General features: G+C 72.1%; 17 protein-coding genes, 1 tRNA gene and 1 pseudogene. 7 read left to right on the forward strand and 12 right to left on the reverse strand.

Going from position 1 to position 21,851, the window contains the following annotated elements:
- Nucleotides 1–3: 3 nt before the first annotated feature.
- Together ACZ6J5_RS11180 and ACZ6J5_RS11185 are read right to left on the reverse strand one after the other, a co-directional pair.
- Nucleotides 4–1,296 (reverse strand): annotated as a pseudogene (locus tag ACZ6J5_RS11180) (family 2 encapsulin nanocompartment cargo protein terpene cyclase); the annotation flags it as partial.
- Between the two features lie 34 nt (nucleotides 1,297–1,330).
- The gene (locus tag ACZ6J5_RS11185; protein WP_469390076.1) at nucleotides 1,331–2,749 is read right to left on the reverse strand and encodes a family 2B encapsulin nanocompartment shell protein; all 1,419 of its coding nucleotides are present in this window, start codon (nucleotides 2,747–2,749) and stop codon (nucleotides 1,331–1,333) included.
- A gap of 561 nt (nucleotides 2,750–3,310) precedes the next feature.
- On the opposite strand from ACZ6J5_RS11185, the gene ACZ6J5_RS11190 reads away from it, so the two are divergent.
- The 3 genes from ACZ6J5_RS11190 to ACZ6J5_RS11200 are packed head-to-tail and all read left to right on the forward strand — an operon-like array spanning nucleotide 3,311 to nucleotide 6,601.
- On the forward strand, nucleotides 3,311–4,192 hold the full coding sequence (locus ACZ6J5_RS11190; protein ID WP_469390078.1) for an alkaline phosphatase family protein: 882 nt from the start codon (nucleotides 3,311–3,313) through the stop codon (nucleotides 4,190–4,192).
- A gap of 1 nt (nucleotide 4,193) precedes the next feature.
- Nucleotides 4,194–5,564, forward strand: coding sequence for an MFS transporter (locus ACZ6J5_RS11195; protein WP_469390080.1), 1,371 nt, complete (start codon nucleotides 4,194–4,196; stop codon nucleotides 5,562–5,564).
- On the forward strand, nucleotides 5,561–6,601 hold the full coding sequence (locus ACZ6J5_RS11200) for a TolB-like translocation protein (protein ID WP_469390082.1): 1,041 nt from the start codon (nucleotides 5,561–5,563) through the stop codon (nucleotides 6,599–6,601). The genes ACZ6J5_RS11195 and ACZ6J5_RS11200 overlap by 4 nt, the downstream gene beginning before the upstream one ends.
- A 427-nt stretch (nucleotides 6,602–7,028) precedes the next feature.
- Here the strand turns inward: ACZ6J5_RS11200 and ACZ6J5_RS11205 are convergent.
- A tRNA-Pro gene (locus tag ACZ6J5_RS11205) sits at nucleotides 7,029–7,102 on the reverse strand.
- Between the two features lie 125 nt (nucleotides 7,103–7,227).
- On the opposite strand from ACZ6J5_RS11205, the gene ACZ6J5_RS11210 reads away from it, so the two are divergent.
- Both ACZ6J5_RS11210 and ACZ6J5_RS11215 read left to right on the forward strand, forming a co-directional pair.
- Complete coding sequence (locus ACZ6J5_RS11210) at nucleotides 7,228–7,944, forward strand: transketolase (protein ID WP_469390084.1); 717 nt, start codon at nucleotides 7,228–7,230, stop codon at nucleotides 7,942–7,944.
- Nucleotides 7,945–7,972: 28 nt separating this feature from the next.
- Nucleotides 7,973–8,866 (forward strand): transketolase family protein, encoded by an 894-nt coding sequence (locus ACZ6J5_RS11215; RefSeq protein WP_469390085.1) that lies wholly within the window; start codon nucleotides 7,973–7,975, stop codon nucleotides 8,864–8,866.
- A gap of 8 nt (nucleotides 8,867–8,874) precedes the next feature.
- Here the strand turns inward: ACZ6J5_RS11215 and ACZ6J5_RS11220 are convergent, their stop codons facing one another.
- Complete coding sequence (locus tag ACZ6J5_RS11220; protein WP_469390087.1) at nucleotides 8,875–9,246, reverse strand: MmcQ/YjbR family DNA-binding protein; 372 nt, start codon at nucleotides 9,244–9,246, stop codon at nucleotides 8,875–8,877.
- Between the two features lie 747 nt (nucleotides 9,247–9,993).
- Here ACZ6J5_RS11220 and ACZ6J5_RS11225 point away from each other — a divergent pair.
- On the forward strand, nucleotides 9,994–11,193 hold the full coding sequence (locus tag ACZ6J5_RS11225) for an acyl-CoA dehydrogenase family protein (RefSeq protein WP_469390089.1): 1,200 nt from the start codon (nucleotides 9,994–9,996) through the stop codon (nucleotides 11,191–11,193).
- A 104-nt stretch (nucleotides 11,194–11,297) separates the two neighbouring features.
- Here the strand turns inward: ACZ6J5_RS11225 and ACZ6J5_RS11230 are convergent, their stop codons facing one another.
- The 8 genes from ACZ6J5_RS11230 to ACZ6J5_RS11265 form a co-directional block, all read right to left on the reverse strand.
- Complete coding sequence (locus tag ACZ6J5_RS11230) at nucleotides 11,298–11,870, reverse strand: GAF domain-containing protein (RefSeq protein WP_469390091.1); 573 nt, start codon at nucleotides 11,868–11,870, stop codon at nucleotides 11,298–11,300.
- Nucleotides 11,867–12,490 (reverse strand): GTP-binding protein, encoded by a 624-nt coding sequence (locus ACZ6J5_RS11235; protein WP_469390093.1) that lies wholly within the window; start codon nucleotides 12,488–12,490, stop codon nucleotides 11,867–11,869. Before ACZ6J5_RS11235 ends, ACZ6J5_RS11230 begins: the two co-directional genes overlap by 4 nt.
- Nucleotides 12,468–12,839, reverse strand: a complete 372-nt coding sequence (locus ACZ6J5_RS11240; RefSeq protein ID WP_469390095.1) for a DUF742 domain-containing protein — start codon at nucleotides 12,837–12,839, stop codon at nucleotides 12,468–12,470. Before ACZ6J5_RS11240 ends, ACZ6J5_RS11235 begins: the two co-directional genes overlap by 23 nt.
- A 2-nt stretch (nucleotides 12,840–12,841) precedes the next feature.
- Nucleotides 12,842–13,276 carry a roadblock/LC7 domain-containing protein gene (locus tag ACZ6J5_RS11245; RefSeq protein ID WP_046911062.1) on the reverse strand — a complete coding sequence of 145 codons (435 nt, stop codon included), beginning with the start codon at nucleotides 13,274–13,276 and terminating at the stop codon, nucleotides 12,842–12,844.
- 7 nt (nucleotides 13,277–13,283) lie between these two features.
- Nucleotides 13,284–15,188, reverse strand: coding sequence for a sensor histidine kinase (locus ACZ6J5_RS11250; protein ID WP_469390097.1), 1,905 nt, complete (start codon nucleotides 15,186–15,188; stop codon nucleotides 13,284–13,286).
- Nucleotides 15,189–15,717: 529 nt separating this feature from the next.
- Nucleotides 15,718–17,367: a HoxN/HupN/NixA family nickel/cobalt transporter gene (locus ACZ6J5_RS11255; RefSeq protein ID WP_469390099.1), complete on the reverse strand. Its 1,650-nt coding sequence runs from the start codon at nucleotides 17,365–17,367 to the stop codon at nucleotides 15,718–15,720.
- The gene (locus ACZ6J5_RS11260) at nucleotides 17,364–18,704 is read right to left on the reverse strand and encodes a tetratricopeptide repeat protein (protein WP_469390101.1); all 1,341 of its coding nucleotides are present in this window, start codon (nucleotides 18,702–18,704) and stop codon (nucleotides 17,364–17,366) included. Before ACZ6J5_RS11260 ends, ACZ6J5_RS11255 begins: the two co-directional genes overlap by 4 nt.
- A 92-nt stretch (nucleotides 18,705–18,796) precedes the next feature.
- Entirely contained in the window at nucleotides 18,797–20,311 is a 1,515-nt protein-coding gene (locus ACZ6J5_RS11265) for a DUF4331 domain-containing protein (protein ID WP_469390519.1), read from the reverse strand.
- 732 nt (nucleotides 20,312–21,043) lie between these two features.
- On the opposite strand from ACZ6J5_RS11265, the gene ACZ6J5_RS11270 reads away from it, so the two are divergent.
- Nucleotides 21,044–21,745, forward strand: a complete 702-nt coding sequence (locus ACZ6J5_RS11270) for an ATP-binding protein (RefSeq protein ID WP_469390103.1) — start codon at nucleotides 21,044–21,046, stop codon at nucleotides 21,743–21,745.
- Nucleotides 21,746–21,851: the final 106 nt, after the last annotated feature.

Here is a 21,851-nt window from a genome sequence, read left to right on the forward strand (position 1 = left end):
TGATTACCAGAAGTCGGGCAGGCTGTATCGATAGGTGTTGGTCTGGTGCCAGTAGTGGTTGCCGTCCACCCAGACGGCCACCCCGCGCAGGAAGCGCAGCAGGGTCGGCACCGGGCAGGCGGCGGCCAGTTCGGCGCTCTCCGCCTCGAAGGCGCGCATCAGGTCGTTGTGGACCCCGATCGCCTTGAGGTAGGCGTCCTTCTCCGCGAGGCCCTCGCGTTCGGCGAGCACCACGGGCAGGTTCAGGTGCTTGCCCGGGCTGTCCAGCTCCTTGGTGTAGGAGTACAGGTCGTTCACGATGGTGCTGGCGTTCCCGGCGAGCGCGAGCACCCGTTGCATGGCCGGCTGGGCGTGCAGGTCCGCCGGCAGTTCGTAGCCGCCGACGGTGTCCGTGATGGTGGGGCAGGGGCGGAAGTTGTTGAACTGCCGCATCGCCAGGTACTCCCACACCTCGGGCAGGTGGTCCGTCTCGGCCCAGGCCGCCTCGGCGAGGTAGCCGAGGTGCAGCCGGGCCATGTCGTGCCGGAAGCGGTCGGCCTGGGAGGGGGTGGCCTGCCGGACGAAGTAGTCCATGGCGGACCGGTAGGAGCGCCGCGGCGCGTCCGCGTGGAGCGAGTCGGCCCAGGCCGGGGCGTACTCGTCCGTGGTGTGCAGCGGGTCGAGGGCGGTGTGCGCGAGGAGCAGCCGCCCGCCGAGGCCGACGGGCGAACCGCCGTGGTCCTCGCAGTAGATGTCGTCGACGGCGTTCTCGGCGACCATCAGGCGGGTCGCCACCATCAGGTGCTCGATGGTGGGGGCGTCCGGGTGGCAGGCCACCATGTAGCGCCCGACGGAGAAGCCGTCGAACTCGCCCTCCCAGTCGTCGGGGAACAGCTGGACCTCGTCGACCGCCCAGTCCTTGATCCGGCGGCTGACCTCCGCCACCCGGGCCGGGTCGGGCTCCGCCACCGGGTGGTAGTAGAGGCCCGGGATGTGCAGGGCGTCCGCCGGCGGCGCCGGTTCGGACACCGGGTCCCCGGCCGGGTCCGGCACGGGGACCGGGTCCGGGGCGAGGAGCGGTTCCGGCACGGGGGCCGGTTCCGGGCGGCGGGCCAGGGACAGCGTGCTCGTGCCGAGACCGCTGGGCCCGCGCAGGATCCGCTCGATGGCGGAGGGCTGGTCGGTGAGGGGGGAGGGCCCGGGGTCGGGCATCCGTGACTCCTTGCTGAGGTGAAGAGGCTGACCCCGGCTCCCGGGCGGGCTCGCCCGGCCCGGGCAGGTCCGGGCCGGGCCGCGGACCCCGGGCGGATCCTCCGGTCGCGCCCGCGGTCACGCGCTCGCGCCGCGCGGCTCAGTCGCGGCGGCGGGCGATCTGCACGTTCTCCAGCACGCCGAGCGCGTCGGGCACCAGGACGGCGGCGGAGTAGTAGGTGGTGACCAGGTACGAGATGATCGCCTGCTCGCTGATGCCCATGAAGCGCACGGACAGGCCGGGCTCGTACTCCTCCGGGAGGCCGGTCTGGCGCAGGCCGATGACGCCCTGGTTCTCCTCGCCGGTGCGCATGGCGATGATCGAGCTGGTGTTGTCCGGGCTGATCGGGATCTTGTTGCAGGGCAGGATCGGCACCCCGCGCCAGGCCGGGACGGACTGTCCGCCGAGGTCCACGTGGTCCGGGTAGAGCCCGCGGGCGTTGAACTCCCGCCCGATCGCGGCGATCGTGCGCGGGTGGGCGAGGAAGAGCTTGGTGCCCCGGCGGCGGGAGAGCAGCTCGTCCATGTCGTCCGGGGTGGGCGGGCCGGAGTGGGTCTGGATGCGCTGCTTGAAGGCGGCGTTGTGGAGCAGGCCGAACTCGCGGTTGTTGACCAGCTCGTGCTCCTGGCGCTCGCGCAGGGCCTCGATGGTCAGCCGGAGCTGCTCCTCGGTCTGGTTCATCGGGCCGTTGTAGAGGTCGGCGACCCGGGTGTGGACCTTGAGGACGGTCTGGGCCACGGAGAGCTCGTACTCCCGCGGGTTCAGCTCGTAGTCGACGAAGGCGCCGGGCAGGTCGTACTCGCCGACGTGGCCCGCCGACATGGCGATCTCGGCCTCGCCGTGCTTGTTCTGGCGCTGCAGCGGCAGGGAGCTGAACTCCCGGATGTGGGCGTCCAGGCTCGGCGCGGAGGCGAGGACGGCGGCGAAGTCGGCGCGGGAGAGCGTGAGCAGGGTGCCCGCGGTCTCGGCGGTCGCGGTGTAGTCCCACCTGGCGTCGGCGTCCAGGAGGGCGTTCTCACCGAACTGCTCGCCGTCCGCGAGGACCGCGACGGCGATCTCGTCGCCGTACTTGCCGGCCGAGGTCTGGCCGATCCGGCCGTGGGCGATCAGGTGGATCCTGTCGGCGGGGGTGCCCCGCTCGACCAGCACCTCTCCGGCGCGGAACTCGCGCTGCTCGCAGCGGCCGGCCAGCACGGTCAGCACGTCCACGTCGTCGAAGCCGCGCAGCAGGGCCAGTTCGCCGAGCTCCCGGGGGATGACCCGGACGGTGGCGCCGTCCTGGACGAACTCGATGCGCCCGTCACCGACGGTGTAGCTCAGTCGGCGGTTCACCCGGTAGGCGCCGCCCTTGGTCTCCACCCAGGGGAGCATCCGCAGCAGCCAGCGGGAGGTGATCTCCTGCATCTGGGGGGCGGACTTGGTCGTGGTGGCGAGATTGCGGGCAGCCGCGGTGCTCAGGCTGGACTGCGGCCGGTTCGGCTGCTCCAACTGGGCTTCCGCGCCGGTGTCAACGGTCATCGGGCGAGCTCTCCTTCGCGAAGGCGGCGATCGGCACGTTTCCGTGCCGATCGCCGGAAGAGGAAGACAGTGGTCGAAATCTCTGGGAATCGCCCCAGATCCCGGGGAACAGTAACGGCCTGGAAGGCCCGCTCACCCGGTCAGACCGGAGGCATTACCTCGAAGCGGTGATCTTGTATCGCGCGGGGTTTATCCGGGTGAACCTAGGTTTTCCGGCCACTCGCCGAGGAGGCCGGGTGATCGAGGCGATACGGCGTCCGGAAAATGCCGGAAGCACAGTACGGAGCCATGGGTCAGATCCGGCCAAGGGGCGCACAAGGAGCTTTCACCCACCCGAACGGCCGTCCCGCGCACCGAAGTTGCGCGAGAGGCCGAAGAAAGGGTCCCTCCCGGTCCGCGCGGGCCCGCCCCGGCGGCCGGCCGGCCCGGGCCCCGGCGAATGCGTGTACGCGCCATGAGACGTTTCCCGGGTCTTCACATGCGGCACCTTCCGGGTTGGCATGGACACACCTACCCTTCGGGTGCACCGCCCCCCAGCCAACCCCTCAACCGGAGGTAGCCGTGTCCGGCGCGCCCAGACAACGCCGCACCGCCCTTCTGTCCGCCCTCGGCCTCGCCGCCGCCTCGCTCGGCCTGTGGGCCGGCTTCGGCGGGACGTCCTCGGCCCAGGCGGCGGCCACCGTGCCGACCCCGGACCACGTGGTGGTCGTGGTCTTCGAGAACCACGCCTACAGCCAGGTCATCGGGAGTTCCAGCGCCCCGTACATCAACTCGCTGAAGACCGGCGGGGCCAATCTGACCCAGTCGTTCGGCGAGACGCACCCGAGCCAGCCGAACTACTTCGCGCTGTTCTCCGGCTCCACCCAGGGCATCACCGACGACAGCTGCTACACCCCCGGCTTCTCGTCGGCGCCGAACCTGGCCTCCGAGCTGATCGCCGCCGGCAAGACCTGGGCCAGCTACAACGAGACGCTTCCCAGCCAGGGTTCGACCACCTGCAGCAGCGGCAAGTACGCCCGCAAGCACAACCCGTGGTTCGGCTTCTCGAACGTGCCGACCTCCTCCGCCTACACGTTCGCGCAGTTCCCGGCCGACTACACCAAGCTGCCCCAGGTGTCGTTCGTCGTCCCGAACCTGTGCAGCGACATGCACGACTGCTCGGTCGGCACCGGCGACACCTGGCTGAAGAACAACCTCGGCGCCTACGCGACCTGGGCGAAGACCCACAACAGCCTGCTCGTCGTCACCTTCGACGAGGACAACCGGCTCGCCGGCAACAAGATCCCGACCGTGCTCTACGGCCAGCAGGTCACCCCGGGATCGACCTCCGCGACCACGTACAACCACTACAACCTGCTCCGCACGATCGAGGACATGTACGGCACCTCGCACGCCGGGCAGGCTGCGGGCGCGGCCCCGATCACGGGCATCTGGACCTCGTGACGTGTACGTAGCGGACAGTCGCAGCACCCCCGCGACGCCCGCGCCCGCCGCCCGGGGCACCCGCCCCGGGCGGCGGGCCGCCGTCGCCCCGACCGTGCTGGCCCTCGGCACGGTCAGCCTCGTCACGGACGTGTCCTCGGAGATGGTCACGGCCGTCCTCCCGCTCTACCTGGTCGCCGGACTCGGCCTCTCGCCGCTCGGCTTCGGCCTGCTCGACGGCGTCTACAACGGCTTCAGCGCGCTGGTCCGGCTCGTCGGCGGCCACCTCGCCGACCGAGGCGGACGCCACAAGACCGTGGCCGTCCTCGGCTACGGCCTGTCGGCGCTGTGCAAGCCCCTGCTCCTGGTGGCGGGTTCGCTCCCGCTGATCGGCGCCGTGCTGGCCGCCGACCGCACCGGCAAGGGACTGCGGACCGCGCCGCGCGACGCGCTGATCTCGCTGGCCTCGGCGCCGGAGTCCCGGGGCCGCGCCTTCGGCGTGCACCGGGCGATGGACACCGCGGGCGCCCTGATCGGCCCGCTCGTCGCCTTCCTGATCCTGCGTCAGGCCGTGGACGGCTACGACGCGGTGTTCACCGTGAGTTTCTGCGTGGCCGCGGCGGGCGTGCTGGTGCTCGTCCTCTTCGTGCCCTCCCGCCCCCGGCGGCCCGCCGGCGCCGCCCCGGCCGGAGCCCCCCGCGCCTCCCTGCGCGCCGCGCTCGCCCTGCTGCGGATCCACGAGGTCCGCCGGCTCGCCCTCTGCGCCCTCCTGCTGGGCCTGGCCACGGTCAGCGACTCCTTCGTCTACCTGCTGCTCCAGCGCCGCCTCGGCGTCCCGGACCAGTGGTTCGCGCTGCTGCCGCTGGGCACCGCCGCCGCCTTCCTGCTGCTGGCCGTGCCGCTCGGACGGCTCGCCGACCGGATCGGCGGCCACCGGGTCTTCCTCGGCGGCCACCTCGCCCTGCTCCTCGCGTACGCCGCCCTGCTCAGCGGCTGGCACGGCACCGCGCTCCCCTACCTGGTCCTCGTCCTGCACGGCGGTTTCTACGCGGCGACCGACGGGGTCCTGATGGCCGCGGCGGCCGGCTGCGTCCCCGCCGCGCTGCGCTCCTCGGGGCTCGCGCTGGTGCAGACCGGCCAGGCACTCGCCCGCTTCGGGTGCTCGATCGCGTTCGGCGCCGCGTGGAGCGCCTGGGGCGACCGCACCGCGCTCGGCACGGCGACGGGCGCGCTCGCCCTGTGCGCCGCGGCCGCGTTCGCCCTCCTCCCCCGGCCCGCCCGCGCCACCGCGCCCCGGGCCTCCGGCGGCCCGACCGAAGCGCTCGGGCCGAGCGGCCAGATCGACCCCAGCGACCCGGCCGACCCGAACTCCCCGAAGGACAGGCCCGCATGACCCTGCGCGTCAAACTGCTCGTGCTGCTCACCGCGCTCGCCGTGCTCGGCGGCGTGGCCGCGGCCTCGCTGCTGCACGCCTCGGACCGGGCCGCCGAGAAGGACCGGGCCCAGGCGGGCGGCCCGGCGGTGGCCGCCGGACCGGTCTCGCTGGCGCCCGGCACGGCGCGGCGGCTCGTCTTCCGCAACCTGGCCTGGGGACCGCACCGCGACGAGCTGGTCACCGTGCCCGCCGCCGCGCCGGGCGGCCCGCGCACCGCGTCCGGGGTGAAGTGCCTGCGCTTCCACTCCGCCGCGGGCACCGGGATCTGCCTCCAGGCCGAGCACGGCACCGTGGAGGACTCCTACCGGGCGGTGGTCCTGGACGCCGCTCTGAAGGAGACGGCCCGCTACCCGCTGCCGGGCATCCCCACCCGGGCCCGGGTCTCCCCCTCGGGCCGCTTCGTGGCGTGGACGGTGTTCGTCGGCGGCGACTCGTACGCGGGCACCGACTTCTCCACCCGTACCGCCGTCCTGGACACCCGCACGCGGCGGCTCACGGCCTCCCTGGAGGAGTTCGCGGTGATCAAGGACGGCAGGCCGTACCGCGCCGCCGACACCAACTTCTGGGGCGTCACCTTCTCCCGCGACGACCGGCACTTCTACGCCACCATGGCGACCGGCGGGAAGACCCACCTCGTCCGGGGCGACCTCGCCGCGCGCACGGTCACCACGCTCCACCAGAACGTCGAGTGCCCCTCGCTCTCCCCCGACGAGACCCGGATCGTCTACAAGAAGCGGGTCCCCGGCGCCCCCGCCGACGCGCCCTGGCGGCTGTACGCCCTCGATCTGGCGAGTCTGCGGGAGACCCCGCTGGCCGACCGCCGCAGCGTGGACGACCAGGCGGTCTGGCTGGACACGAGCACCGTGGCGTACTCGCTCCCCGGCGACTACGGCGCTGACCTGTACACCGTCCCGGCCGACGGCTCCGGCGCCCCGGCCCGGCTCCTGAGCGCGGGCCTCGCGCCGGTGGTGCTGGGCGACCGTCAGGAGGGCTGACCCGGACACCGCACCCGGCCGGCTTCACGCGCTGAGCCGGGCCAACCGGTCACCCATGTCGCCGAGGCCGAACGCGCCCTGTTCGAGGGCCGGTTCGCCGATCCGTCCGATCCGTCCGGGCCGTCCGGGCCGTACGGGGCGCCGGCGGCGCTCGCGGTCGCGGTGCCGGGGGTGGCGGCCGGCGTCCGCGCGACGCGGAACGCCGCCGTGTGACATGCCGTCGGACGAGAGCGACCGGCCCCGGCTGAGGTGCGACGTCTTGAGCACTGCCCTCACGACGGACGACGAGACCTGGCCGCCGCCCCGCTGCCCCCCCGGAACACCACGGAATGCCACGAGTCGCTACACAGCGCCACGAGGCGCCGAAACGGCCGAAGGGCCGTCTCAGATCGCTCTGAAACGGCCCTTCGGCTACGACTCTCTCGAGTCGGGACGACAGGATTTGAACCTGCGACCCCTTGACCCCCAGTCAAGTGCGCTACCAAGCTGCGCCACGTCCCGGTGCCCGTCTGACCTGGGGTTTCCCCGGCCGAACGCGCATGAGAACCATACCGCACTTCCCCCGGTGCCCACGAACCAGTTCGACGCTTGACCTCAAGCGCGCTTGAGGTAGCACGGTGTAGAGCATGACGAACACGACGCACACGCCGACGCCGACGCCGGACGAGGCCGTCCGGGAGCTGCACCGGCTGATGGCGCTGATGACCGGGGACGAGAAGCACTCCACCGCCGCCACCTCCACCCTGGACGCGCTCTGGGTCCTCTACGACCGGGTGCTCCGCGTCTCGCCCGAGCGCGTGGCCGACCCGGAGCGGGACCGCTTCCTGCTGTCGAAGGGGCACGGGCCCATGGCGTACTACGCCGTGCTGGCCGCCAAGGGCTTCCTCGGCGAGGAGCTGCTGCCCGGCTTCGGGGCGTACGACTCCCCGCTCGGGCACCACCCGGACCGCACGCTCGTGCCGGGCGCCGAGATCGGCAGCGGCTCGCTCGGGCACGGGCTGCCGCTCGCGGTGGGCACCGCCCTCGGGCTGCGGGCGCAGGGGCTGCCCGGGCCCCGGGTGTGGGTGCTGATCGGGGACGCCGAGCTGGACGAGGGCAGCAACCACGAGGCCATCGGCTATGCCGGGCCCGCCGGTCTGGAGCCGCTGCACACCCTGGTGATCGACAACGGCTCCGCCACCCACGGCTGGCCCGGCGGCATCGCCTCCCGCTTCGAGGCGGCCGGCTGGTCGGCCGCGACCGTGGACGGACGCGATCACGAAGCCCTGTACGCGGCCTTCACCGCCCCGCACCCCGGACGGCCGCGCGCCGTCGTCGCCCGCGTCGAGCCGAAGAGCGCCTGAGCGCCCACCTCCCGAGGAGACCCTTTCCATGGACACCATGCGTGACCGTTTCATCGCGACCACCGGCCGGCTGCTGGACGAGGACCCCCGGCTCGCGGTCGTGCTCGCCGAGATCAGCAAGGACGGCTTCCAGCAGGCCCTGGACCGGCACCCGGACCGGGTGATCAACGTCGGGATCCGGGAGCAGCTGCTCATCGGGGCCGGCGGCGGGATCGCCCTGACCGGGCTGCGTCCCCTCATGCACACCTTCGCGAGCTTCCTGGTCGAGCGCCCCTTCGAGCAGCTGAAGCTGGACTTCGGGCACCAGGGCGTGCACGGGGTGCTGGTCAGCGCGGGCGGCTCGTACGACTGGCCGGCCGGCGGCTTCACCCACATGTCGCCCGGCGACGTGGCGCTGATGGACACCCTCGACGGCTGGACGGTCCACGTGCCGGGCCACCCCGACGAGGCCGAGGCCCTGGTCCGGGAGGCGGTGGCGGCCGAGGGCTCGGTGTACGTGCGGCTGTCCGTCCACGCGAACGCCACGGCCCGGCCCCGGGCGCGGAGTGGCTTCAGCATGCTGCGCGAGGGGGCGCGGGGCGTGGTCCTCGCGGTCGGGCCGATGCTGGACAACGTGCTCGCGGCGACGGAGGGGCTCGACGTGGGGGTGCTGTACGCGACGACGGTGCGCCCCTTCGACGGCGAGACCCTGCGCCGGGCGGTCGCGGCGGCCCGGCCCGACGTGGTCCTGGTCGAGCCCTATCTCGCGGGGACCTCGACGGCGGCCGCGAACGACGCCCTCGCCGCCGTTCCCCACCGGGTCCTGGGCCTCGGCATCGGACGCCGTGAGCTGCGCCGGTACGGGACGGTCGAGGAGCACTTGGCCGGCCAGGGGCTCGACCCGGCGGCGCTGCGGGCGCGGATCGACGCGTTCCTGGGGTGACCGGGAGGTCAGCCGCCCTCCGGGGGCCGCCCCACCCCGGGATGCCGGTCGAGGAGCGCCCGCGTGGCCGCCTGCCGCCAGGAGTCGGCGAGGATCGCGCGGAGCTCCTCCTCGTCGTCGAGGGCGGCGAGCCGGACCCTGATCCACGCGTATCGGTCGTCGTGCCCTTCGCGGAGGAAGAACGTGCCGGGTTCGGCCGCGATCAGCTCCGCCCGCTCCTCCTTGGGGCACTTGACGCCCAGCACCTGGTCGTCGTCGGAGAGCGAGGCGAACATCCGGCCGCCCGGTCCGGCCCGGAAGGTGGGCATCCCCCAGGCGGGTTTCTCGACCGCCTCGGGCAGGGAGAGGGCGATCCTGCGCACGTCGTCGGAAGTGACCATGGCCCGACCGTACGGCCTGCCCGCCCGGCCCGGCGAGCGAAGGGGCCCGACACCGGCCGACCGGCCCCGAGCCGCTCCGCGCGTCCCCGACCGCCACCGCCCCGGACGGCCGATCACTGCCGACCGCTCGTCGACCGGACCGCCGACCGAGGCCGACCGGCCGACGGGCGGGTGCGATCGCCTGTGATCGGTAGCGATCAATGACGATCATCTCCGCCCCCGGCTCCACCCGGCACCGACGGCGTACGCGCCCGCGCGCACACCGTCATCCACGCCCCCTCACGCTCTGTATCGCGCCCCGGCGCCGGTGAATGCCTCTGTGCGCCCCTGATGCCGCGCGCGCACTCCGCAGCGGGGTCGTGAAGCTCCAAGAAGCCCGTGTTTCCGGGCCGTGCGCCCCTCGGAGGACCTTTCCGGAATGGCGCTCACGCGGTGTGAAAGGGGCCTCTGAGGCGACTTCGGGGGCCTCGGCGCCATATGCCTCAGAAACCGTTGCCGTTGGCATGTGGCAGAAAGATGCCCTCGGGGAATGTCCTTGCAGTCGGACTGAGCAGGCCAACATCACATCAAACACAGTCGGATACAAACGTCAACCGTTCCTGTTTCAGACAAACTTGGTGGCGATATTGATCCACCCGAGAAAGATCAACACCATGAAGTGGTCGGCCTGTTCGGGACGGGACCACTGCCGATGCACCACCTGCTCGGACCACTAGACGAGCGGGCATAAGCAGGGGAGGGACTCGGATGGACGGCTACTTCAGCAGTCGTATGCATCACCAACTCCGCGACACTGTGAGGGAGTTCGCGGAGAGTGAGGTTCGGCCACGGATACCCGAGATGGAGGCGTCGCGCTCGGTCCACCACGAACTGTCCCGGCTGATCGCCGAGCAGGGCTGGTTGGGCGCGACAATCAGCCACGAGTACGGCGGGATGGGCGCCGGACACCTCGCCAAGACCATCATCATCGAGGAGCTCGCCCGGGTCAGCGGAGCCATGGGCGCCATGGTCCAGGCCTCGCAGCTGGGCACGGCCAAGATCGTGCACTTCGGGAGCGACGAACAGCGCAAGACCTGGCTCCCCGCCATCGCCGCCGGGGAATGCCTGCCGACCATCGCGGTCACCGAACCGGAATCCGGGGGCCATGTCCTCGGGATGTCCGCGACCGCCGAGCGGGACGGCGACGACTACATCCTCAACGGCAGCAAGGTCTACGTCGGAAACAGCCATGTCGGCGACCTCCACGGGGTCGTGGTCAGGACCGGCCCGGGATCGAAGGGGCTCACCGCCTTCCTGGTCGAATCCGACCGCCCGGGCTTCCGGACCGGGCCGCAGCGCGAGGCCATGGGGCTGCACGGGTTCAGCTTCGGCGAACTCATCTTCGAGAACTGCCGGGTGCCGGCCGCCAACCGGCTCGGCGACGAGGGGGACGGCCTCGCCGTCGCGTACTCCTCCAGCGTCCTGTACGGCAGGGCCAATCTGACGGCCGTGTCGCTCGGTATCCATCAGGCCATCCTGGAAGAGACCACCAGGTTTGCCACCGAACGGATCCGCTACGGCAAGCCGATCGCGGAACTGCCCACTGTCAAGCTCAAGTTGGGCCAGATGCAGTCGCGTCTGATGACGGCCCGGCTCGCCGCCTACCATGCCGTCCATCTGCTCGACCAGGGGATGTCCTGCGACACCGAGCTCATGAACGCCAAACTGGTGAACGTCGAGTCCGCCATCGACTCCGGCCGCAACGCCATGGAGATCCACGCCGCCGCGGGCCTCTTCACGGACCGCCCCATCGAGCGGTACCTCCGCGACGCGCACCACATGTTCGCTCCCGCCGGCACCTCCGACATCCAGCTCCTGCGCCTCGCCGAGGTCGCCCTGGGACAGGACAAGGGAAGCTGGTCGGAGCGCCTGTCCGACGTCGTCCGCAGGGAACCCGCGGGCTGCTGAGGAGATGTCCACCGAAGAACCGTGCCCCGGCGTCCGGCGACGAAGCCGAACACCGGGGCACCCGTACGCGCGCGACCGGCCGTACGGAAGGGCGCCGGACGCCGTCAGATCATGCCGTCCTCGCGGCGGTGGATCTGCTCCACCAGCTCGGCGGCCATCGCCTTGATCGTCTCCAGGCCCGCCCGCCCCCAGGGACGCACGTCCGTGTCCACCACGCAGATGGTGCCGAGCGCGATCCCGGTGCGGTCGATCAGCGGGGCGCCCATGTACGAGCGGATGCCGATCTCGTCGACGACCGGGTTCCCCGCGAACCGCGGGTAGTCGCAGACGTCCTCCAGCACCAGGGCCTTGCGGCGCACCACCACGTGCGGGCAGTAGCCGTGGTCGCGGGCCATGAAGCGGCCGACGCCCCCGGCTCCGGCCGCCGCCGCGCCCAGGTCGGAGCCCGAGTGGGTGCCGGCCGGGGTGTGCAGTCCGGCGAAGAACTGCCGGTTCTCGTCGATGAAGTTGACCATCGAGAAGGGCGCGCCGGTCACCTCCGCCAGCCGCCGGGCGAACTCGTCGAAGGCCGGGTCGGGCTGCTCGCCGAGGCCCAGTTCGTGCAGTCGGCGGACCCGGGCGGGCGCCTCGTTGTCGATGGGCGTGAGCAGCAGATGACCGGTCGGGTCGTAGGTCATGTCGTGGCTCCGTAGCTCGGCACCGCGGCCGGGATGGTGGTGAGCAGATGCTGGACGAGGGTCAGCAGGGTGCGGATCCCCGAGCTGGAGATCCGGGCGTCGCAGAGCAGCACCGGCACCGTGGGCTTGAGGTCGAGGGCCGACCGCACCTCGTCGGGGTCGTAGCGGAAGGCGCCGTCGAACTCGTTCACGGCGACCACGAACTCGATGCCCCGCCGCTCGAAGAAGTCGATGGCGGAGAAGCAGTCCTGGAGGCGCCGGGTGTCGGCGAGGACGACCGCGCCGAGGGCGCCCTCGGAGAGCTCGTCCCACATGAACCAGAAGCGCTCCTGGCCGGGGGTGCCGAACAGGTAGAGCACGTTGCGCGCGTCGAGGGTGATGCGGCCGAAGTCCATGGCGACCGTGGTCGTGGTCTTGGACTCCACGCCTTCCAGGCTGTCGGTGGCCGCGCTGACCGAGGTCAGCAGCTCTTCGGTGCTCAGCGGTTCGATCTCGCTGACCGCGCCCACGAAGGTGGTCTTGCCGACGCCGAAGCCACCCGCCACCAGGATCTTCAGCGCGGTGGGAAAGGGGTCGGCGGCGAAACTGTCGTGGCGCTCAGAGCCGTTGTCGTAGGCCATCGAGCACTGCCTCCAGCAAGGAACGGTCGGTTGGGTTGGCGTGGAACCGGGGCGCCCGGGCGGTGATCGCCCCGCAGTCCACGAGATCGGAGAGCAGGACCTTGGTGACGACGGCCGGGAGCCGTAAGTGCGCCGCGATCTCCGCCACCGAGGTGGGTCCGCCACACAGCCCGAGGGCGAGGCTGTGTTCCGGACCCATGTGCGGCTGGGGACTGGCGCCGGTCGCCATCACCATGGAGAGCAGGTCGAGCGCCGCGGTCGGCTTCGTCCGGCCACCACTGACGGTGTACGGGCGGATCAGCCGGCCGGCCGCGTCGTCGAGCCAGGGTCCTTCCTGGTGGGACCCCATGGTCACTGTCCCGCACTGCCCGCCGCGCCGGCGGCCTGTCTGGCCGGGGTGACCAGATAGGGGCGGACGCTCTTGACGAGCATCGCCATCTCGTAGCCGAGCACGGCGGCGTCCGCCTCCCGGCCCGCCAGCACGGCGAGACAGGTGCCGGAGCCGGCGGTGGAGACGAAGAGCAGGGTGGAGTCCAGCTCGACCACCACCTGGCGCACCTCGCCGCCGTCGCCGAAGCGCGCGCCGGCGCTGCGCCCGAGCGAGTAGAGCCCCGAGGCCAGGGCGGCCATGTGGTCGGCCGCGTCGGGGTCGAGGCCGTGGACGGATTTCACCAGGCCGTCGGAGGAGAGCAGAACGGCGTTGCGGGTGTACGGGACCCGCTGGACCAGTCCGCTCAGCAGCCAGTCGAGATCCGAGGAATGGCCGTGCGGCCCATTGCTCGCCATGGTGCATCTACTCCTTGTGCGCGTCGCCTGGACGCAGCGGTTCACGGGGGGAGGGCTGGGATTCGGCGAGTCCGATGCCGCGCTGGAACGCGGCCATCAGACCCGGGTCGTGCAGGGCGTGCTCCTCGGGCTTGCGGGCCGCGGGCTCGTCGCGCAGCTGCGGGACGAGGTGCTCCTGGGCGCGCCGCTTGGGAAGGACGGGCCTGCTCGGCGCTCCGGTGCGCGGGGCCGGGGGGACCGCGGGCGCCGGGGCGGGGTAGGCACCGCCGGGCCCGGCGGGCTCGGCGTGGCTCGGCTGGGACGGGACACCGGACAGGCCGGCGCCGGAGACCGTCTCGGCGTAGACCGGGCGGGGCGGGGCCGGCGGCTGCTGCGCGGGCGGGGGGCCCGGCAGGTGCGCCGTCGGGTGCGCGTGCGCCGGTGCGTGCGCCGGTACGGCCGAGGGGGGCGGCGCGGACAGGTGCGCGGGGGCGGGCACGGACACGGGGGGTGCCGCGGGGGCCGGGGCCCGGACCGGGGCGGGGGCCGCGGCCGGGGCGACCGCCGGGGCCGGGGCGGGCGCGGCGACGGCCTGGGCCGCCGGGGGCGCGGGCTGGACCTGGGGAGCCTGAGGGGCCTGGGCAGCCCCGGCCGTGCCCCGGTTCTCGGTGCGGGCCAGGCCCTCGGGGTCGACGCCGAGGAGTCCCTGCGGCAGGACCAGGACGGCCTGGACGCCGCCGTAGATGTTGGACTGGAGGCGGACGGCGATGCCGTGCCGCCGGGCGAGGGCCGAGACCACGAAGAGTCCGATCCGCCCGTCCTGGAGCAGGTGGGCGACGTTGACCTGGTCGGGGTCGGCGAGCAGGGCGTTCATCTTGTTCTGCTCGGTGACGGGCATCCCCAGGCCGCGGTCCTCGACCTCGATGGCGAGGCCGGCGGTGACGTACTGGGCGCGCAGCAGCACCGTGGTGTGCGGGGCGGAGAACACGGTGGCGTTCTCGACCAGCTCGGCGAGCAGGTGGATGACGTCGGCCACGGCATGGCCCCGCAGCGTACCGTCGATCGGCGGCACCAGCTTCACGCGCGGGTACTGCTCGACCTCCGCGATGGAGGAGCGCAGCACCTCGGTCATGGTCACCGGGTTGGACCACTGGCGGCGGGAGATGGCGCCGCCGAGGACGGCGAGGTTCTCCGCGTGCCGGCGGATGCGGGTGGCGAGGTGGTCGACGGTGAACAGGCCCTTGAGCAGCTCGGGGTCCTCGACCTCGTTCTCCAGCTCGTCGAGGAGCTGGATCTCGCGGTGGACGAGGGACTGGAGCCGGCGGGCGAGGTTGACGAAGACCTCGACCTTCTGTTCGTTTCCGACGCTGCTGGAGAGCCGCGAGGCCTGGACCACGGCGCTGACGGCCGCCTCGTGAGAGCGCGTCAGTTCGTGGGCGAGCAGGTCGAATTCGTCACTCGAACCGGTGCCGGGCGGCAACGCGGGCCGGGCCTCGGGGCTCTCCCCCCTGCGCAACTGTTCGACGACCGTACGCAGTTCGCTCTGAGCCCGGGCGCTCGTGCGGCGCAGCGCGTTGGCGCGGTCCAGGACCGACTTGGCGGCCCGGTCGGCGCCGAGCGCGGCGGCGGTCACCGAGGCCACCGTGAGCGCGGCGGCGCCGGTGAGGGCGGCCCAGAGGCCCGGGGTGACCTCGGCCCCGGTGGAGCGGATGGTGAAGAGCACGGCGGCGGCTCCGCCGAGCGCGACGGCGACGGCCGGGAGCACGGAGGTGCGCAGCAGTTGGGGACGTATGCGCGCCTCGCTGGGCAGCCGCACGGGGGAGGGGGAGGAGCCGGTGCCGGCCGGACCGGCGGCGTTGCGGGCGCCCGACCGGCCGTGGCGCCCGCCCTCGCGGCGTTCGGACCGCGGGGCGGGTGCGCGAAGTTGAGACATGGGTGTCCTTGGTACGTGCCCGGAAATCGGCGTACTACGGGGGGTGCACTACAGGAGAGAACGGTCGGGCGGAACAGGGGGGAACGGGGCTGAACGAGGCTGAACGCGGCTGAACGAGGAAGGTGAATCACGTGGATGTGATGACCCTAACGATGATCACCGAGCAGCCACTGTAGTCGTCAACCGTTCATCTGCGGTGCGCAGTTGGCAAACTTACCCCGTAGGAAGCCCCGGTCTGCTAGCACCCTTCGCACGAAAGGCCGAGACCTGTCGGCCGAAACCTTTCGGACCGCACGGGGAGGGGCGAACGGAAGGGGGCGGAGGCGTGTGTACGCCTCCGCCCCACGGAGAATGCGCCCGCGAACGGAATCCCGTGCGGGGGCGCGGACTAAGGAGTCGGCGCGGTCTCCTGCGCGCTCGGGCCGCCGCTCCAGGCCCTGAGCCGGCCGCCGTGACAGGTGCGGGCGTCGCCGCCGGGGCGTACGGGTCTTCTCTGCGATACGTGAAGCGCGGTGGAACAGGGACGGCCTCAGGGAGCCAGAGCTCGTGCGGCCAGTCCGAGCCCTACGACGACGACCAGGGCGGAGGTGGCCACCGGTCCGATGCGTGAGGCGGTGCCCACGATCCGACGCAGCCGGGGGTGGTCGCCGGCTTTCTTGATGCGGTGTCCGACGTGGAGGAGGAGCAGTCCGGCGAGGGTGAGGGTGGCCGCCATGCCGAGACCGTAGGCGAGGACAAGGAGGACGCCGAAGGCGGTGCGGCCGAGTGCGACTGCTCCGAGGAGGACGACGAGGGCGGAGGGGCTGGGCACGAGACCACCGGCGATGCCCATGCCGATCAGACCCGCCTTCCCGGCAGGGCGAGAAGCATGTGTGTGCTGGGATGGCACATGCCGGTGCGTCCTGTGAGAGGCAGGTGTCGGGGCTGGCACGGTGAGGGTGCGGGTGGCGGCAGCAGCGGATTCCGGCGCGCCGGCACGGGGCTCTGTCGAGGAAGCCTGATGGTGGCCTGTCCCGTGTCCGTGCTCGTGCTCGTGCTCGTGCTCGTGCTCGTGCTCGTGCTCGTGAGAGTGGCCGTGCCCGTGGTGATGGTGGCTGTGTCCGTGGGGGTGATGGTGGTGGCCGGAGGCGGGTTCGTTGCGGAGGGCTCGGGTCAGAAGCCAGAGGCCGATGGCGGTGACGATGAGTCCGCTGGTCAGGCCGAGCCAGGCCAGGATGGTTTCGCCTGCGAGGTGGGTGGCCGTGGGGAGGGCGAGGCCGAGGACCAGGACGCCCGCGGTGTGGGTGAGGGTCACGGTCGCGCCGACGGTGACGGCGTCGCGCCGGGTTCCGCGGCGGCCGGCGAGGTAGGCAGCCATGATCGTCTTACCGTGACCGGGCAGGAGGGCGTGGGAGGCCCCCAGGACGATGGCGAGGAGGAGAGTGAGGAGGCCGACGGGGAGGGTGAGTTCGTGCCGGGAGACGAGGGCGTCGAACCAGCTCGCGACGCGGCCGGCGGATGTCCCCGCGGGGCCGGCCGCAGGCGTGGGGGTGTCGGTGGTGCCGTCGGCGGGAGCGGTCAGCAGTTCGGCGGTGCGCTGGTCCAGTGGTGTGGCGAGCGGGTCCGGCGGGTAGCGGCGGAGTTCCTGTGTGGGGGACGTGGCGGGGAGATCGGTTCCGGTGACGCGTAGTCCGATGCCCTTGGCGGTGATCTCCCGCCATCCGATGCGGGTGGTGTCGTAGTGAGTGTCGACGTTGATGGCGCCGCCGCGCTCCAGCGGGGCGGGAGCGGTGTAGGTACAGGTGAGTCGGCTGGTCTTGAGTCCTGCTTCGCCGGGCTCCCAGGTGAGCTGCGCGGCCCGGGGGCTCCATCGGGAGGGGCCCGCGGCGGTGCGCAGTGCGAGTTGGCCGGCCAGTGCCGTGCAGGTGGTGCGGGCGTACCGGGCGTTCTCAGCTTCGGTGAGGGTGTTGTCGTGGTCGGTGTCGATGAGAGGGCGCTCTTGGAGGGCGGCGATCTCGGCGCGGTCGACGATGACGGTGGCGTCGATGCGGTCTGGGTGCAGGACGAGGCCGGTGTGGTAGTTGACGGTGAAGTTGCCCAGGGGGTGGGCCGGTGCGGCTGCCGCGGCGGGGGTGGTCAGGCTGCAGAGGGCGGTGAGCAAGACGGCGGCTGTGGCGGCGGTGCGGCGTGCTGGGGTCATGGTTGGGTGCCGATTCGCTGGGACAGGGCACGCGCCTGGGCGGCGTGCAGCGGGTTGAGTGCGGGAGCCTGACCGAGTGCAGACCGCAGGTCGGCGGTGGCGGCCTGGTCGTCGCCCAGGGCGTGGTGGATCTCGGCCCGGTGGTAGTGCCACAGAGCGTTCCGGGTGCCGAGCGCGAGGGCCTGGTCGGCGTGTGCGAGGGCCTCCTCGCTGCGTCCGGCACGGTGCAGGGCCCACGCGTAGGCGTCGTGGACGGCGACGAACGGTCTTGTGCGCAGGGCCTGCTCGGCCATGGCGACGGCGCGCGTGGGGTTGCCGTGGTCGGCTTCGAAGAGGATGGCGTCGGTGTCCGGCGAGCCGCCGGCGGCGATACGCAGGGTGTCCTGGGCCCTGAGCAGGGCGTACGAGGCTTCGGCCTGTTCGTCGTGCCCGAGAGCCTGGTGCGTCTCGCCGAGGGCGAGCAGGAGGTGCGGCAGGGGCGCGATGTCCGTCGCGTGCTGCCAGTCGGCGCGTGCCTGTCTCGTCTGGCCGAGGGCGGCGCGGGCGCGTGCTCGGGCATCGAGGAGCGCGGGGTCGGCCGGTGCTTCTCGCAGCCCTTGTCCGGCTTCGCCGAGCGCCTGTCGCGCGTCGCCGTCCTCGAGTGCGAGGCCGGACAGGCAGGCGTGGGCGAAGGCACGCTCGCTGTCGGTGGTGGCCGCGGCCAGGGAACGCCGCATCAGTTCTGCCGCCCGCCCGGTGCTGCCGCGCAACTCGAAGACGTAGGAGGCGCGGGCCAGGGAGGCTGCGTCGGGGCGCAGGTCGTTCATCTTCTGCACGGCCCGCTCGGCGTCGCGGTAGTGGCCGAGCTGGGTGTGGGCGTCGGCCAGGATCCCGTACGCGGCCGGGTTGTAGGGGTCGCTGGTGATGGCCTTGTCGGCCCAGGTGCGGGCGGCGGTGAACGCGTGGCGGGCGGCGGCGAGCGCGGCCATGCCGGTCTCGGCGCCACTGTTGCCGCTCGGCTGCAGGGAAAGGGAGCGGCGCAGGGCCTTCTCGGCCGCGGCGTAAAGGGCGGGGTCGGCGGTGGTGCGGGCCTGCTCGATGCGGGCCATCCCGAGGGCCGTCCAGGTGTTCCAGTCGCCCGGCAGACGCTCCAGGCGAGCGGTGAGCGCCGCAGCCGGAGCCGCGGACCGGGCGGCCCCGCCGGGAGGTGCGGAGGCGGGGGAAGGGGGTGTGCCAGGGACGGCGGGGTGGATGAGTACGGCTCCGGCGGCGAACATCGCGATGCCCAGGGAGAGGGTGATGCCGACTTTCGTCAGCCGGTGTCGGCCGCGGGCGGGCGTGGGCGGGTCAGGGGTCATCGGAGGGTGTCTTCCTGCGTGAATGACGCGCTCCCGGGGCCAGGCCGGTCGTGGTCCGGCCCCGGGAGCCTTGATGGTGCGGTGGCGTCACATCAGGCGCGGCTGCGGCGGCGCATCCGCCATCCGGCCGCCGCGAGCAGGACGGCCCCCACGCCGCCGAGGGAGGCCGCGGACTTCTCCTTGCTCTTGGCCATGCCGGAGGGTCCGCTGTTGACGGACTTGGTGTGGGGCAGGGCCAGGTACGGGAAGGAGTTGCCGAAGGGGACTTCGTTGGCGTTGACCTTGTCGCCGTCGGCGAGGGCCGGCACCAGCTGTCCGGTCTGGGCGGCGCCTTCGACGGCCTGGAGGGAGATGTCGATGACGTCGTCGGTCAGGCGGCGTCCGTTGGGGAACCCGGCCAGGTCGCCGGCGAGCACTCCGTACCGGTTCGGGTTCGCGGCCGGGGGTACGGCCATGTTCAGGCGCAGTTCCTCCGCGGGCACGATGCGGCGGAGGTCGGCGTCACGGTTGAGGCGGTGGGCGTTGAGGTCGGCCTGGATCGGCCCGCACGCCTTGCAGATCCCGGTGAGGTAGATCTCGGCGAGGTCCTTGCGCGGGGCGGGCGGGGCGGGGACGCCGTAGACCTGCTGGATCAGCTTGGGCAGGATCGGGTCGAGGACCTTGTCGACGACCGGCTGGACGGTGCGGTCCTGGTCGGGGTTGAGGGTGTTGAAGGCGTCCTTGTACTTCAGCGGGACGACGACCTCGTTGACCAGGGGGTTACCGAGCCGGGAGACCTGCTTCCACTTGTCGCCGTGCCCGGTGCGGGAGTCGGAGACCTGCACGCCCTTGCGGTCGGTGGTGGACCAGATGCCCACGATCGGGTTGCGTGCGGGGGTGTAGTCGAGTGCCAGGAACTTCTTGGGGATCTGCAGGGCGACGGAGTTGACGTTGTAGCCGGCCAGGGTGTCCTGCCCGCGCTCGGACAGGTTGCCGCCGTACAGCAGGTCGAAGACCCTGAGGTCGGCGAAGAAGGGGTCCTCGGCCTGGCCGGCGAACGCCTTCCCGCCACCCGGCAGACCGCGTACGGCCTGGGCGCGCAGGGAGGCGTAGTCCGGCATGGAGGCGGGGCCGACGCGCGACGGGGCGGCCGGCACGTCGGACAGCAGGACCCTGCTCTTCCTGCCGCGGGTCTCGATGAGGTCGTAGACCTGGCGGAAGTTCAGGTCCGGATCGTCCAGGGTGGTCACCTGGCCGGTGTTGTAGAGGAACTGGTTCGCGTCGTCGCGGATCCGGTTCTTGAACCGCCAGGTGTAGGTGACGTCGGCGTTGCCGTCACCCGTGTTGTCGATCTTGATGTTGTAGCGGAGGTCCTCGCCGAAGGCGTAGAAGTTCGGCCCGCCGTTCGGTTCCTCGAACGGGATCCAGTTCGCCACCAGGGTGACGGTGTCGGACTTGTCGGGGCTGGTGAACGCGTAGACGTCGGTGTTGTCGGCGCGTGGATCGCCGGCGATCAGCGGAGCCTCGCGGTGGCTGGAGGCGGAACTGACGCCGGGGCCGAGAGCGAGGACGGCCATGGCGGTCGCGAGGGCGCCGGAGCCGAGGACGAGCAGGGAGTGGTCCAGCATCCGGCGTCGGCCGGACGCCGTGGGTGTTGCCTTCACGAAGAGGTGCTTCCTTCCCAGCAAGGTGCGCACCGGGCCCGGCCTGACGGGGCGGGCGGCGGTGTCGCCAGGGGCTTGTCGGGTGGCGGTCGGCACCGCGGCGAACGGGAGGTTCGCGCTGCCAGGGCAGGGTCAGGAAAGGCAACGGGGACTGACCAGGCCCGGACACACCATCGCGCAGGGCTGCGCAGGGCGAAGGAAACCACGCCCGGACATCGCCGCGCACCTGCCCGCCGTCCGCCGCCGACGCGTCCGGGCCCGTGAGACGCGCTAATTGCGCAGGTCAGAGGATTTCTGGCCCCGCCTTCGAGACGGGGACGACACGCGGTGTCACTCTTAGCCCGAATGAACCGACTTCCGCTTGTCGCAACTCGGTTGCAACAGTGCAGGGCTGATGACGAGGGTGTCCGTTCAGCTGTTGTCGCCGCGTTGATGACCCCTGGCCCACGTGGCGAAGGAGTGAAGGCGCTCGTCCGTCGTGACAGCCGCCGCGCACGCGGGCCGATCGCTGTCATCGGCCCGTCGGCAGCGTTGCGCCCAGGAGCGGGGAGTAGGCCAGGCCGAGGGGTTCTGCCGGGCCGCCGTCTTGACGCAATCCACGGAGTGGTTCGTCCCGAATCTTCTACGTGAGGTCCAGATGGGCTGCACACCGGTTCCACGCCGAGAAGGTCAAGGGAGGTGTGCATGATGGCCGGGATGTCTGCACGTGCTGAGGCTGATGGCCTCAGCGGCCCCGGTCGGGCTGCTGGCCGGCGCGACCGTGCCGGGTGTTTCCGCCACGGCGCGCGGGGGGTCGACGCTGTCCGCGACGTCCTCAGCGGTCACGAAGGGCCGGGAGCCGGTGCCACGGCTGGTGGTTCCGGTGCGGCGGCTGCGCCCGGGCGAAGAAGCGGTAGCCGTCGTGGAGCTCCGGCACTGCTTGTGCCTCACCCCCGCGCTCTCCGCCCGGGCTCCGGTCCAGGCGGCCACCCACGGCCAGGAGTGATCACAGACACCGCATTCACGTCCTGCGAGCCTCCTGTCACAGCGCACGTTGAGCTTCCGCCGGGTGTCCAGGCCACCGGGCATGCCCGCCAGATCGCCGCACGCATGCTGGCCCTGGAACCGGCCCTGTGCCCTGACCCGGTCGCTGAAGACCTCGTACTCATCGTCTCCGAACTGGTCGCCAACGCTGTCACGCACGCCCGAGGGCCCTACGCGCTCACGGTCAGCATGGAGAAGGGGCGGGTAGGCATCGCGGTCAGCGACGGATCCGTCGGCCTGCCCGGTCTGCAAGGCGAGCCGGAGGAGACCGCCGAAAGCGGGCGTGGCCTGAAGATCGTCCGAGCGTTGGGCGCGGATCTCTTCGTCAGTCCCTCGGACCGTGGCAAACAGGTCATCGCGGTCCTCACCTGGTAGCCCGCGTGGCCCTCGTAGGTGCTGCGGGTGGCTGTGCCGACAGCCACCCGCAGCAGACCCGCCCGGACCGGACGGGGAGACGGTCACCGTGTCCCGGCAGTCCGGA

It is taken from the genome of Streptomyces sp. NPDC042100 (genome assembly GCF_055582325.1).

Bases quoted from the DNA above. Each gene is read 5' to 3' on its own strand.
- ACZ6J5_RS11260 (WP_469390101.1), bottom strand. From the start codon at position 18,704: ATGACCCCTGACCCGCCCACGCCCGCCCGCGGCCGACACCGGCTGACG.
- ACZ6J5_RS11245 (WP_046911062.1), bottom strand. From the start codon at position 13,276: ATGGCGAGCAATGGGCCGCACGGCCATTCCTCGGATCTCGACTGGCTG.
- ACZ6J5_RS11240 (WP_469390095.1), bottom strand. From the start codon at position 12,839: ATGGGGTCCCACCAGGAAGGACCCTGGCTCGACGACGCGGCCGGCCGG.
- ACZ6J5_RS11200 (WP_469390082.1), top strand. From the start codon at position 5,561: ATGACCCTGCGCGTCAAACTGCTCGTGCTGCTCACCGCGCTCGCCGTG.
- ACZ6J5_RS11225 (WP_469390089.1), top strand. From the start codon at position 9,994: ATGGACGGCTACTTCAGCAGTCGTATGCATCACCAACTCCGCGACACT.
- ACZ6J5_RS11235 (WP_469390093.1), bottom strand. From the start codon at position 12,490: ATGGCCTACGACAACGGCTCTGAGCGCCACGACAGTTTCGCCGCCGAC.
- ACZ6J5_RS11215 (WP_469390085.1), top strand. From the start codon at position 7,973: ATGGACACCATGCGTGACCGTTTCATCGCGACCACCGGCCGGCTGCTG.
- ACZ6J5_RS11185 (WP_469390076.1), bottom strand. From the start codon at position 2,749: ATGACCGTTGACACCGGCGCGGAAGCCCAGTTGGAGCAGCCGAACCGG.
- ACZ6J5_RS11270 (WP_469390103.1), top strand. From the start codon at position 21,044: ATGTCTGCACGTGCTGAGGCTGATGGCCTCAGCGGCCCCGGTCGGGCT.
- ACZ6J5_RS11255 (WP_469390099.1), bottom strand. From the start codon at position 17,367: ATGACCCCAGCACGCCGCACCGCCGCCACAGCCGCCGTCTTGCTCACC.
- ACZ6J5_RS11220 (WP_469390087.1), bottom strand. From the start codon at position 9,246: ATGGTCACTTCCGACGACGTGCGCAGGATCGCCCTCTCCCTGCCCGAG.
- ACZ6J5_RS11265 (WP_469390519.1), bottom strand. From the start codon at position 20,311: ATGCTGGACCACTCCCTGCTCGTCCTCGGCTCCGGCGCCCTCGCGACC.
- ACZ6J5_RS11230 (WP_469390091.1), bottom strand. From the start codon at position 11,870: ATGACCTACGACCCGACCGGTCATCTGCTGCTCACGCCCATCGACAAC.
- ACZ6J5_RS11210 (WP_469390084.1), top strand. From the start codon at position 7,228: ATGACGAACACGACGCACACGCCGACGCCGACGCCGGACGAGGCCGTC.
- ACZ6J5_RS11250 (WP_469390097.1), bottom strand. From the start codon at position 15,188: ATGTCTCAACTTCGCGCACCCGCCCCGCGGTCCGAACGCCGCGAGGGC.